The sequence below is a fragment of the Xanthomonas sp. NCPPB 901 genome, assembly GCF_056725085.1.
In genome coordinates this window covers 588,905-600,947 of sequence record NZ_CM161511.1, presented here as the reverse complement: position 1 = coordinate 600,947, position 12,043 = coordinate 588,905, and the positions used below count along the sequence as shown (strand labels likewise).

General features: G+C 69.8%; 7 protein-coding genes and 1 pseudogene. 2 read left to right on the top strand and 6 right to left on the bottom strand.

Translation table 11 applies throughout. The features are described 5' to 3' along the window. Nucleotides 1-38 precede the first annotated feature (38 nt). The 4 genes from AC1PME_RS02530 to AC1PME_RS02515 form a co-directional block, all read right to left on the bottom strand. Entirely contained in the window at nucleotides 39-824 is a 786-nt protein-coding gene (locus AC1PME_RS02530; protein ID WP_481097199.1) for a hypothetical protein, read from the bottom strand. Between the two features lie 384 nt (nucleotides 825-1,208). Next, entirely contained in the window at nucleotides 1,209-2,132 is a 924-nt protein-coding gene (locus tag AC1PME_RS02525; RefSeq protein ID WP_307548192.1) for a hypothetical protein, read from the bottom strand. Between the two features lie 115 nt (nucleotides 2,133-2,247). After that, entirely contained in the window at nucleotides 2,248-3,048 is an 801-nt protein-coding gene (locus AC1PME_RS02520) for an N-acetylmuramoyl-L-alanine amidase (protein ID WP_481097198.1), read from the bottom strand. 85 nt (nucleotides 3,049-3,133) lie between these two features. After that, nucleotides 3,134-5,926 carry a TonB-dependent receptor plug domain-containing protein gene (locus AC1PME_RS02515; RefSeq protein ID WP_481097197.1) on the bottom strand — a complete coding sequence of 931 codons (2,793 nt, stop codon included), beginning with the start codon at nucleotides 5,924-5,926 and terminating at the stop codon, nucleotides 3,134-3,136. 337 nt (nucleotides 5,927-6,263) lie between these two features. Here AC1PME_RS02515 and AC1PME_RS02510 point away from each other — a divergent pair, with 337 nt between their 5' ends. Together AC1PME_RS02510 and AC1PME_RS02505 are read left to right on the top strand one after the other, a co-directional pair. Then, a complete protein-coding gene (locus tag AC1PME_RS02510) occupies nucleotides 6,264-7,658 on the top strand; it encodes an SH3 domain-containing protein (protein WP_481097196.1) in 1,395 nt (464 codons plus the stop codon). Further along, on the top strand, nucleotides 7,655-8,758 hold the full coding sequence (locus tag AC1PME_RS02505) for a dipeptide epimerase (RefSeq protein WP_481097195.1): 1,104 nt from the start codon (nucleotides 7,655-7,657) through the stop codon (nucleotides 8,756-8,758). The genes AC1PME_RS02510 and AC1PME_RS02505 overlap by 4 nt, the downstream gene beginning before the upstream one ends. 794 nt (nucleotides 8,759-9,552) lie before the next feature. Here AC1PME_RS02505 and AC1PME_RS02500 read toward each other — a convergent pair. Next, nucleotides 9,553-10,518 (bottom strand): glycoside hydrolase family 43 protein, encoded by a 966-nt coding sequence (locus AC1PME_RS02500; RefSeq protein WP_481098055.1) that lies wholly within the window; start codon nucleotides 10,516-10,518, stop codon nucleotides 9,553-9,555. Nucleotides 10,519-10,569: 51 nt separating this feature from the next. Further along, nucleotides 10,570-12,033: pseudogene (locus AC1PME_RS02495) on the bottom strand (MFS transporter); the annotation flags it as partial. Nucleotides 12,034-12,043: the final 10 nt, after the last annotated feature.

Genomic DNA, 12,043 nt, shown 5'->3' with positions numbered 1-12,043 from the left:
TGCTGCGTCCAGCGGCGCGCCGCCGCGCGCCACGGGGGTCATGCGTTGGGGACCGGCTGGTACTGCGCGCTGTCCGGGTCGTAGGCGTACTGCAGCACGTCGCCGGCATCGAGCAGGCGCGCGCGGCCGGGACCGGCGATCGCGGTGCCGTGCAGCGCCACCCGCAGCGCCGGCATGCGCTGGCCGGGCACCGCCTGGAATTCCAGCGTGCCGCTGCTGGACACATGCGGCACCACCCCGTCCGGGTCGCTGGCCGCCTCGTTGTCCTCGCCGGCCGCCACCGTGCCGCAATACACACAGCTGCGGTAATCGCCGAGGTCGTGCCGGTTCGGATCGAACACGAACAGCGCGAAGCCGGCTTCGGTGATGCCGTTGCCGAAACGGGTGGTGGGCACGGCCAGCAGCAACCGGCCGTCGCCGAGCGCATGCTGCTGCGGCGCGCGGGTGGGATCGACGGTATCGGCCCGCGCATAGGCGCCGAAGCTGCCGACGTAGCGCTGCGCGTGCAGCACCATCCATGGCCGCTCGCCGCCCGGCGTGGTCAGCAGGAAGGTGGCGGCGCCGAGCGAGACGCCTTCGCCCGGGTGCGGGAAGGTTTCCGCATCGTCGATGCCGTACCGGCCCGGCGTGGCGTAGCTGAAACCGGTGTAGTAGTGCTTGCCGTCCAGTTCGAAATGCTGGCCGCCCCAGAAATTCACCACCGCGCCGTTGTCGATCTCGTAGGACACGGCGCCATCGCCGTCCCAGCCGTAGATCAGGTACAGCACGCTGCCGGCATCGGGTGGCGCTTCGGGAGCGGCGGCGCGCTTGTTGTCGTTGGACATGTCCAGAACATCCTGTAGTCGGAGAAGAAGCCGGAAGAACCCACCTGCGCGTTCCGATGCGCCCGACCGCCGCCGGCGCGACGCGCGCGGCGCACGCCGCGGACGCGGCACCCGGCACAGAGCGGACGCTCCCCGCAGGCGCGGTTTCGGACGGAACAAGGTGACGTGCACGCCGGCCCCGAGCAGGGGCGGTGATGGCGGTCGCGCATGGCGAACCGCACGCCGGCAATCCACGCCGGCATTTCGGGCGAGTGCAGCATCCCATGCCGCTCGCGAATGACTCGCCTGATCATCAGGCCCCGTGGGGCGCATCTTAAACCAGGTTCAACGCCCGACACCACCGCGGCCGTGCGCGCCACCGCGCCGTGCCCCCGCGCGGTCCGCTCAGCGGTCCAGCGGCGGGGTGTACTGCTGCTTGGCGGGGTCGTAGGTGTAGGTGACGGCGTCGGCCGGGCCCAGCGTGCGGACCTTGCCCGGCCCCTCCACCACCGTGCCCTGCAGGGCGATCCGCAGCGACGGCACGTTGCCGCTGGCGGGCGGCACGAAGCTCAGCGTGCCGGTGCTGGTGGCGCACTTCATCGTGCCCTGGTCGTCGCAGGCGGCGCTGTTGTCCTCGCCGGCGGCGACCGTGCCCAGGTAGACCCAGCCCTTGTAGTCGCCCAGGTCGTTCTTGTTCGGGTCGAAGGTGAACACCGCGAAGCCGGTACTGGTGATGCCGTCGGCGAAGCGGGTGGTCGGCAGCGCCAGCAGCAGGTGGCCGTCCTTGGTGGTGGTGCTCTGCGGCTTGCGCTGTTCGTCCAGCGTGTCGGCCTTGCCGTCGGCACCGAAGTCGCCGGCCCAGCGCTGCGCGTGGAACAGGGTCCAGCTGGGCTTGCCGCCGGCGCTGTCGAGCACGTAGGTGGCCTGGCTGATGCTGACGCCGGCCGCAGGGTCGGGCAGGTCCTGGTCGCCGGCCGTGTCCCCGGGCTTGTCGTACTTGCCGCCGGTGGCGTTGGCGAACCCGGTGTAGTACTGCTTGCCGCCGAGGTCGAAGCGGTCGCCGTACCAGAAGCTGGCCACCGCACCGTTGTCGATGGCGTAGGACGCCGAGCCGTCGCCCTTGGTGCCGTAGATGTCGGCCAGCACCTGGCCCGGTGCCGGCACTTCGGCGGCGGCGGGCTGTGCCGCCGTGCTCGCGTCGGCGGGGGCTGCGGGCGCGGTCGCCGTAGCCGGAGTTTGCGCCGCGGCCGGCGCATCGGCGGCCTTGTCCTTGCATCCGCCCAACAGCAGGAAGGTTGCCGCCCAGAGGGCCGTGGTTCCTCGCCTCATCGCACTGCGTCCTTTGGAGTCCATTGGCGCGCGATGCTACCAAGAACCGCGGTGGCGCCAGGTGACAGGCACGCACACCGCCGGCACGGCAGTGCCGACGCCGCACTGCACCGGCTCAGGGCGCGTCTGGCTCCATCGCCGGCACCGGCTGCGGGCGCGCCAGCAGCGGCTGGGTCAGCGCGTACAGGATGCGCAGGTCTTCGGCATCGAAGGCGGTGGCCTCGTTGCCGCGGTAGTGGTGGTGGAAGGCGCGCAGGGTCGCGGCGCGGTCGTCGACCGGGTAGCCGATCAGCGCCAGCGCCTGCCACGGATCGAAGCCGGGTGGGGCCGGCGGCGTGTCGGCGGCCGGCCAGCGGCCGAAGCCAGCCTCGGCCAGTTGCTTCCACGGGAACAGCGGGCCCGGGTCGACCTTGCGCGAGGGCGCGAAGTCCTCGTGCCCGACCACCTGGGTGCGCGGGATGCGTAACCGCGTGCACAGGTCCTCGAGCAGCACCAGCAGGCTGGCGATCTGTTCCTGCGCGAACGGGGTCTTGCCGTCGTTGTCCAGCTCGATGCCGATCGAGGCGGAGTTGATGTCGGTGATGGTGCCCCAGCGCCCGGCGCCGCCATGCCAGGCGCGGTCCTGGTCGGCGACCAGCTGGTAGCGCGTGCCGTCGCGGCCGATCAGGTAGTGCGCGCTGACCTTGCCCTTGCTGTTGTGCGAGCGCAGCGTGTCCAGGCTCTGCTGCACCGAGTGCTGGTCGGTGTAGTGGATGACGATCAGGATCGGCCGGCGTGCGTCGTAGTTCGGCGACGGCACCCAGGTGGCCAGCGGATTGCGCTGCGGTGCGTGCGCGCAGGCCCCGAGCAACGCCAGCGTGCCCAGCAGCAGCAGGCGGCGCGCGGCGGACAGGGAGGGCACGGGAACGCGGGTCATGGACACTTCCTGGTCGGGGTCGCGCAAGCGTACGCAATCGGCGCGGCGGCGGCGTGCAAGCGCGCGTCGATGCTTACCGGCGCGCTCAGAAGCGGTAGTTGAAGTTGACGTACCACTGCCGGCCGATCGCGCTGTACACCCGCGGGAAGTACGGCCAGGCGGTGTAGGTGTCGTCGCGCGGGTGCAGCGCATCGAACACGTTGAGCACGCTCAGGCCGACGCTGGCCTTGTCGGTGATCTGCTTGGCGATGTCGGCGTTCCACACCAGGTAGGGCGCGACCCGGCCGCGTTCGGCGTAGTCGGGCCGCGAACCATAGCGATAGCCGTACACGCTGGCCGACCAGTCGCCGCGGCTCCAGTTCGCGCGCCAGTTGCTGCGCGTGCGGAACGCCAGGTAGTCGACGTCGTTCATCACGTCTACCGGCCGCGCGCCGGCGAACTGCGCCACCTCCATCCGCAGCACCCGGGTCAGGCCACCCTGCAGGCCGAGCGTGCCCCAGGCGCCGAGGTCGAGGTCGTAGCGCAGGCTGGCGTCGACGCCGTCGGTGCGCATCAGCGACTGGTTGATCGGGAAGGTCCTGAACGCGGTGATCTGGCCTTCGCTGGTCAGGTCGGTGCCGGGACTGCGCGTGACCGCGTCCAGGTAGAAGCGGCAGGCCGCCGAGGCGGTGTCCACCGCGGCGCCGGCGCGGTCGCGGCCGAGCAGGCAGTTGGCGTTGTTCTCCAGCAGGGTTTCGCTGGAAATGGCTTCGACCCGGCCCTTGAGTTCGATGCGGTAGTAATCCAGGCTCAGCGACAGCGCCGGCAGCACGTCCCACACCGCGCCGAAGGTCGTCGACTTGCCGGTCTCCTCGCGCAGCAGCGGATTGGAGGCCTGGGTGGAGAAGGTCTGGTACTCGTGCGCGCTCGCGCAGGCCGCCGACAGTGGATCCAGGCCGTCGCGGCGGCACAGGTATTCGTCGACCACGGTGGGGTTGTTGGCGCTGGTGCCGGCGTAGATCCACAGCAGGTCCGGCGCGCGGAAGCTGGTGGCATGGCTGCCGCGCAGCAGCAGGCTGTCGAACGGACGCCATTCCAGCCCGGCCTGCCACGTCGCCGCGCCATCGACCGCGGTGATGTCGTCGTAGGCGTCGTAGCGCGCGGCCAGGGTCGCGCTGAGCCGGCTGGCGATCGGCACGCGCAGTTCCAGGCCGGCGGCATAGCGCTTGCGCGGTCCGCCGCCGGGGGTCTGGGTGAGGTTGTAGATGCGCTCGCTGCCGGTGTAGTCGACGGTGGTGCGCGGATCGGGCTGCAGGTCGTAGGTCTGCCGCGCCGCTTCCAGCACGGTGGCGATCTGCACCATGCCCGCCGGGACCGCGAACAGGTCGCCGCTGACCACGAACTGGGCCTGGTCGGTAGCCGATTCGCCGCGGCTGACCACCTCGGTGGTGAGCTGCTGGTACAGCGCCGGGCTGCCGGGCGCGAACAGGCGGTCCGGGCGCACGCGGCGGATCTCGGTGCCGTCCGGCCGATAGCCCAGTACAGGCCCGAAGTAGTAATCGCGCACCGCGTTGGTGAGGAAGCGCGGGCGCCGCGTGGTGATGTCGTAGCGCGACAGCGACACGCTGGCATCCCAGTCGAAGCGTCCACCCAGCGCCTTGCCGCGCACGCCGGCGTTGAGGTTCCAGCTGCGCTCGTCGTAGTCGATGGTCTTGATGCCGCCGACCTCGTCCGGCAGGAAGATGCGCTGCGCGGTGACCAACCCCAGGTCCGGATCGTAGGTGGTGAACGCGCCTTCGCCGATGTAGTAGTGGGTCTGGCTGGAGCTCTTGTCCTGCGCACGATTGGCCAGCAGTTGCGCGTAGGCGACCACGTCGTGGCCGAGCTCGGCATCGCCGGCTAGGTAGGCCGAGGTCTTGCCGTAGCCGTTCTGCACCGAGCGCCCGGCGTAGTAGTCGAACGCGCCGCAGCGGTTGGGCGCGGGCAGGCTGTCGCTGGTGCGGTACGGACGGAACGCGGGATTGGTCGCGACGCAGGCCGCCGCCAGCGCCTGCGGCGAGGTCGACAACGTGCCCGCCTGCGGCCACAGATAGGTGGTGCCGCGGCGTAGGTACACGCCGGAAATGGACACGTTGGGCGAGCTCGGGTCGGCCTTGTTGGCCGGATGGTCGTCGTAGGAATCCATGAAATCGCGCTGGCGGGCGACGATGGGTTCGCGGTCCAGCCGCTCGAACGCGTAGGTGAAACTCCAGCCATCGCCGCGGCGCCCACCGGTCCACTGCAGTTGGCCGGTGTCGCCGCCGCCGCGGGTGGTGGTGCCGGCGCGCACGCGCAGGCTGTCGCCCTGGAAATCGCGCTTGGTGATGATGTTGACCACGCCGGCGACCGCGTCGGAGCCGTAGATGGCCGAGGCGCCGCCGCTCATCACCTCGATGCGCTCCACCGCCGCAGCCGGAATGCTGCCCAGGCTGACCGCGGTGCCGTTGGCGCCGTAGGACTGCGGGTAGTCGGCCATGCGCTTGCCGTTGAGCAGGATCAGCTGGTAGCCCGGCCCCAGCCCGCGCAGATTGAGGTACTGGCCGTTGGGCGAACTGCCGGTCTGGTCGCTCTCGTTGAAGGTGCTGCCGCTGAACTGGGTCAGCGTGCCCAGCGATTCCCACACCGTGCCGAAGCCCTGCTTGCGGATGTCCTCGGCGGTGATGACGGTGACCGGCGCCGGGCCTTCCACCTGCGCGCGGGCGATGCGCGAGCCGGTCACCAGCACGGCGTCGAGATCGCGCGGCGTCGCCGCCTGTTCCTGCGCCAACGCCGGCAAGGCCACAGCCAACGCCGTCAACGACGCCAGCGCCACGCGCACGGGCCGCAAGGAAACGGGACGACGAACGATTCGAATGGGCACGCGGCTCTCCTGCTTGGCGCGGGTGGATGGCGCGAACGCCGCGGGCGCGGCCATGGCCGCGCGCCTGTCCCTGGCGTCCACGCACACGGCGATGACGCGTGTGCGGCACGCGGCCATCGTGTTGCGGGATCCTGCATCTTGCCGAGCGGACGCGGCGCTGCCGTGCGGTACGTGCACGTCCCCCAGCGCCATCGCCACGCGCCCCCTGCGCGTTCGGATGTAACACGCGCTCGCAAAACCTGTCAACGCAGCGCCTTGACAGGAAAAAACCGGGACTCGAAGATCCTGGCGTCGGCGCGCAGCACGCGCCGGCCTTCTTTCCAGACAGCGGGATTCCATGATCACGATGCGCGGCCTGTGCCTGTTGCTCGCCGCGGCGGCGAGCGGGGCCATCGCGACGGCACGTGCCGCCGATGCGCTGCCGCTGCAGGCACAGCCGGCGCAGTTGCAGGCCGCGCACTGGATCGCACGGCTACCGGCCACGTCGCCACCGCTGCTGCAGGCGGCGCAGCGCGACGCGTTCAACGTCCGGCTGTTGCGCGAGGATCCGTCGATGCACGACCTCGCCGCACTGCCGGCGCAGCTGCCCGGCGCGCAGGTCCGCACGCAGATCCTGGCGCTGTCGGCGCCGCCGACGCGCACGCTCTACGATGCGCAGGGCACCGTCCTCGACCCCGCGCGATTGCAGGCGCTGCAACGCGCGCTGGCGCTGGACGCGCTGCCGGCGCAGGTGCAGCCGCGCTATGCGCTGGTGGTGCAACGCGCCGACCTGCGGCGCTTCCCGACCGCCGAGCGCGTGTTCAGCGACCGCGACGATCGCGACATCGACCGCTTCCAGGAATCGGCGCTGTATCCAGGCAGCGCGGTGGCGATCCTGCACGCCAGCGCCGACGGGCAGTGGCTGTTCGTGCTGGCGAACAACTACGCCGCCTGGATCGCCCGCAACCGCATCGCCGAGGCCGATCGCGCCAGCGTGCTGGCGTACGCGCAGCGCACGCCGCGGCTGCTGGTCACCGGCGCGCGCGTATCCACCGTGTTCACCCCGGAGCTGCCGGCGGCCTCGCAGGTGGCGCTGGACATGGGCAGCGCGCTGCCGCTGCTGCGCGACTGGCCGCCGCTGCGGGCGGTCAACGGCCAGTCGCCGCTGGCCGCCTACGTGGTGCAGTTGCCGCTGCGCGACCGCGACGGGCGGCTGCAGTTGGTGCCCGCGCTGGTGCCACGCAGCGCCGACGTCGCCGAGGCGCCGCTGCCGGCCACGCCGCAGTCCCTGCTGCGGCAGGCGTTCAAGTTCCTCGGCGAGCGCTACGGCTGGGGCAACAGTTACGACGCACGCGACTGCAGCGGCTTCGTGCTCGACCTCCATCGCAGCCTCGGCATCGACCTGCCGCGCAACACCGGCGACCAGGCGCGCAGTCCGGCGCTGGCCTCGGTGCCCTACACCGCCACCGACCCGCTGCCGCAGCGCCGGCAGGCGCTGGCGCGGCTGCGCGTCGGCGACCTGGTCTACATCCCCGGCCACGTGATGCTGGTGATCGGCCACGAAGACGGCCAGACCTGGGTGATCCACGACGTGGCCGGCGCCAGTTACCGCGACGCCAGCGGCCAGCTGCAGCGCGTGCGCCTCAACGGCGTCTCGGTGACCCCGCTGGAACCGCTGCTGCTCGGCGACGGCACGCCGTTCATCGACCGCATCACCCGCATCCAGCGCCTGCGCGCACCGACCACCGAATGAAGATCACCGAGATCCGCCTGGGCATGCTGCGCGTGCCGCTGAAGACCCCGTTCAAGACCGCACTGCGCACCGTGCAGGCGATCGAGGACGTGGTGGTCCTGGTCCACACCGACGATGGCCGGATCGGCCATGGCAGCGCCCCGGCCACCCCGCCGATCACCGGCGACACCCACGGGTCGATCATCGCGGCGATCGAACGCTGCCTGGCGCCGCGCCTGATCGGCGAGGACATCGCCGACCTGCAGCGCCTGCGCGGCCTGATCCAGGGCGCGCTGGAACACAACAGCAGCGCCAAGGCGGCGCTGGAGATCGCCGTGCACGACCTGTGGGCGCAGCAGCATGGCGCACCGCTGTACCGCCTGCTCGGCGGCGGCACGCCGCACCTGAGCACCGACCTCACCATCAGCGTGAATGCCGTGGACACGATGGTGGCCGACGCGCTGTCGGCGCTGGCGCGCGGCTTCGTGGCACTGAAGATCAAGATCGGCATCGATCTGGCCGAGGACATCGCACGGGTCAAGGCGATCCACGCCGCGGTCGACGGCCGCGCGCAGCTGCGCCTGGACGCCAACCAGGGCTGGACGCCGAAGCAGGCGGTGCAGGCGATGCATGCGCTGGAGCGCGCCGGGGTGAGGCTGGAACTGCTGGAGCAGCCGGTCAAGGCCGGCGACGTGGACGGCCTGCAGTACGTGACCGAGCGCGTGCAGACCCCGGTGATGGCCGACGAGAGCGTGTTCTCGCCGGCGCAGGCGATCGCGCTGCTGCAGCGGCGCGCGGCGGACATCGTCAACATCAAGCTGATCAAGGCCGGCGGCCTGTCCAACGCGCTGCGCATCGCCGACATCGCCGCGGTGTACGGGGTGCCGTGCATGATCGGCTGCATGCTCGAATCGAGCATCGGCGTAGCGGCGGCGGCGCACCTGGCGGTGGCCCGCGCGGACGTCATCACCAAGGTGGACCTGGACGGGCCGTCGCTGGGGGCCTTCGACCCGGTGGTGGGCGGGGTGCAGTTCGACGAAGCGCAGATCCGGATTGGCGAAGCGCCAGGGTTGGGGATTCGCGAGATCCAGGGCTTGGAGCTGTTGCCGCGGTCGGATTAAAGGCGCCGCGGCTGGCGCAATTGTGGGAGGGACTCAGTCCCGACCGCTGCAGCAATCGGTCATTGGATGGCTTCACTCGTCGCGACTGAAGTCGCTCCCACAGGGGTTTACGGCACGCCCAACGGGGCACTGTGGTAGAGACTTCGGTCCCGACCGCTGTTGCCATCGGTCATTGGATGGTTTCACTCGTCGCGACTGAAGTCGCTCCCACAGGGGCTTACGGCGAGACCGCCAGGTGCACTGTGGGAGGGACTTCAGTCCCGACCGCTGCAGCAATCGGTCGTTGGATGGTTTCACTCGTCGCGACTGAAGTCGCTCCCACAGGGGCTTGCGGCGAGACCGCCAGGTGCACTGTGGGAGGGACTTCGGCCCCGACTGCTGTCGCCAGCGGTCGTTGGATGGTTTCACTCGTCGCGACTGAAGTCGCTCCCACAGGGGCTTACGGCGAGACCGCCAGGTGCACTGTGGGAGGGACTTCGGCCCCGACTGCTGTCGCCAGCGGTCGTTGGATGGTTTCACTCGTCGCGACTGAAGTCGCTCCCACAGGGGCTTACGACGCGCCCGCCAGGTGCACTGTGGGAGGGACTTCAGTCCCGACTGCTGCAGCAATCGGTCGTTGGATGGTTTCACTCGTCGCCACTGAAGTCGCTCCCACAGGGGCTTGCGGCGAGACCGCCGGGGGTACTGTGGGAGGGACTTCAGTCCCGACGCATTGCGCCATCGGAAAGCGCATCGCTTCGCGCTTCCCGGCTGCATGACGGCTGACTCCAACAGGCGATCCCTATGACGACCTCTCAGCCGCCATAGGGATCGACAGTACCAATGCTCCCATCCGGCTCGACGTGCAGCGGCGTGCACTTGACCGAGCGCAGGTGGGTCACGCCGCCGGACAACAGGGCATCGTGATAGAACAGGTACCACCGGCCTTCAAACCTGCAGATGGAGTGGTGCGTGGTCCAGCCCACCACCGGCTTCAGCAACACGCCGCGATAGGTGAACGGGCCATACGGGCTGTCGCCCGTGGCGTAACACAGCAGATGCGTATCGCCGGTGGAGTACGACAGGTAGTAGCGGCCCTGGTCCTTGTGCAGCCACGGCCCCTCGAAGAAGCGGCGCGCGTGGTCGTCGGCGCGCAGCGGTTGCCCATGCTCGTCGAGGATCACGAGTTCCCGCGTGCGCTCCGCCAGTTGGGTCATGCCCGGGTCCAGCCGGGCGATGCGCGGGCCCAGTGCCGGCGCATCGCCCTCGGGCTCGGCGTGCGCCGCATCAAAGCGGTCGTCGCGGTACTTCTGCAACTGGCCGCCCCAGATGCCGCCGAAGCAGAGGTAGTGCGCGCCGTCGTCGTCCTCGAAGACGGCCGGGTCGATCGAGTAGGTGCCGGCGATCGGCTCTGGCTCGGCGGCGAACGGGCCTTCCGGGCGATCGGCCACCGCCACGCCGATGCGGAACCGGCCCTGCGCGTCCTTGGCCGGGAAATACAGGTAGTAGCGACCGTCGCGACTGGCCGCGTCCGGCGCCCACATCTGCCGGCTGGCCCAGGGCACGTCGCGCACATGCAGGGCGACGCCGCAGTCGGTGGCCGTGCCTTCGGGCGAGTCCATGCGCAGCACGTGGTAGTCCTCCATGCCGAAGTGACCGCCGTCGTCGTCGAATGGCGCGCCGCTGTCGATGTCGTGCGATGGATAGATGTACAGGCGCCCCTCGAACACATGGGCCGACGGATCGGCCGTGTAGATGTGGGTGACCAGCGGTTGCGCGATGGCGCGTGCCGCGAGATGGTCGAGGTCACTGAGGTCGGTTGGCTCGTTTCCCTGCCGACGCGCCTGCAGGTCGTGTTCGATGCGCAGCTCCATGCGCTTGTCGATCCGGTAGAAGAACAGCAACGCCACCGCGAGCAGGAACGGGATGGCGCTGTAGACGCTGACGGTCAGGCGGATGCCGTCCACCACGGCCTGCGGCTGCTGGTCCGCGCCCGCCTGGTAGCCGTGGTGCGCGAGGATGCCGGCGACCAGCGCGCCGCCGATGCTGAGCCCGATCTTCAGCCCGCACAACATCGCCGAGAAGATGATCGCGGTGGCGCGGCGATGGTTCGTCCACTCGGAATAGTCGGCGACGTCGGCGATCATCGCCCACAGCAGCGGGATGGTGATGCCATAGCAGAACCCGTGCAGCATGAAGGCACCGAAGGCCACCCCGATCGCGGTGGGCGGCAGGACGTAGAACACCAGCAGGAACACGGTGGACAGCAGCAGCGCGCCGCCGAAGGCATCGCGCTTGCCGAAGCGGTCGGCCAGGCGCCGGGAGCCCCCGATGCCCAGGATCATGCACAGGATGCCGCAGGCGTTGAACAGGCTGAATGCCGAGGTCGCCGGGTCCTGCGGCCAGGTGAAGCCGGACAGGCCCCATCCGCTGAGCAGCGCGTTCACTCCGCCGATGAACCCGTTGAAGCCGGAGGCATCGAGAAAGCCGGCCAGCGCGGCCTCGCTCAGGTAATACTGGAAATAGTAGATGTAGGTGCCGCCCTTCAGCGCCAGGTTGACGAAGACCAGCACCGTCAAGGCCAGCATCACCTTCCACGGCCGGTTGTGCAGCAGGTCGGACAGGTCCTGCAGCACGCCGGCAGACTGTTCCTTGGCCGGAACGATGCGCTCGCGGGTGGTGGCGAAGGTGATCAGGAAGAACAGCGTGCCTACCACCGCGAACACCGTCATCAAGCGCTCGAAGCCGCGCACGTTGTCGCCCTCGCCCAGGATCAGCACCAGCGGCAACAGCAGCACCTGGATGATGAACTGCGCGATCATCACCGCCACGAAGCGGTAGGCCGATAGGCTGTTGCGCTGATCCATGTTGCCGGTGAGCACGCCGCTGAGCGCGGAGTACGGCAGGTTGTTGGCCGCGTACACCAGCATCAGCAGGCCATAGGTGGTCACGGCATAGACGACCTTGCCGCGCGCGCCCAGGTCCGGGGTGCTGAAGGCCAGCAGCGACAGCACGCCGAACGGGATCGCCGTCCACAGGATCCAGGGCCGGAACTTGCCCCAGCGGGTCGCCGTGCGGTCGGCGGCAATGCCGATCAGCGGGGTGAACACGAACGCGCCCAGCAGGCCGATCGCGAAGATGATCGTCGCCGCCGTGGCCGGCGGCAATCGGTACACATCGGTGTAGAAGAAGGCCAGGTAGGTGATCAGCGTCTGGAAGATCAGGTTCGCCGCCAGGTCGCCCAGGCTGTAGCCCAGCTTCTCCCGCACCGACAACGTGTGCAAGGCGACCTCCATGCGCGGGGAA

Excerpts from the sequence above, each read along its gene's own strand:
- AC1PME_RS02510 (WP_481097196.1), top strand. The coding sequence starts at position 6,264 with ATGATCACGATGCGCGGCCTGTGCCTGTTGCTCGCCGCGGCGGCGAGC.
- AC1PME_RS02530 (WP_481097199.1), bottom strand. The coding sequence starts at position 824 with ATGTCCAACGACAACAAGCGCGCCGCCGCTCCCGAAGCGCCACCCGAT.
- AC1PME_RS02505 (WP_481097195.1), top strand. The coding sequence starts at position 7,655 with ATGAAGATCACCGAGATCCGCCTGGGCATGCTGCGCGTGCCGCTGAAG.
- AC1PME_RS02520 (WP_481097198.1), bottom strand. The coding sequence starts at position 3,048 with ATGACCCGCGTTCCCGTGCCCTCCCTGTCCGCCGCGCGCCGCCTGCTG.
- AC1PME_RS02525 (WP_307548192.1), bottom strand. The coding sequence starts at position 2,132 with ATGAGGCGAGGAACCACGGCCCTCTGGGCGGCAACCTTCCTGCTGTTG.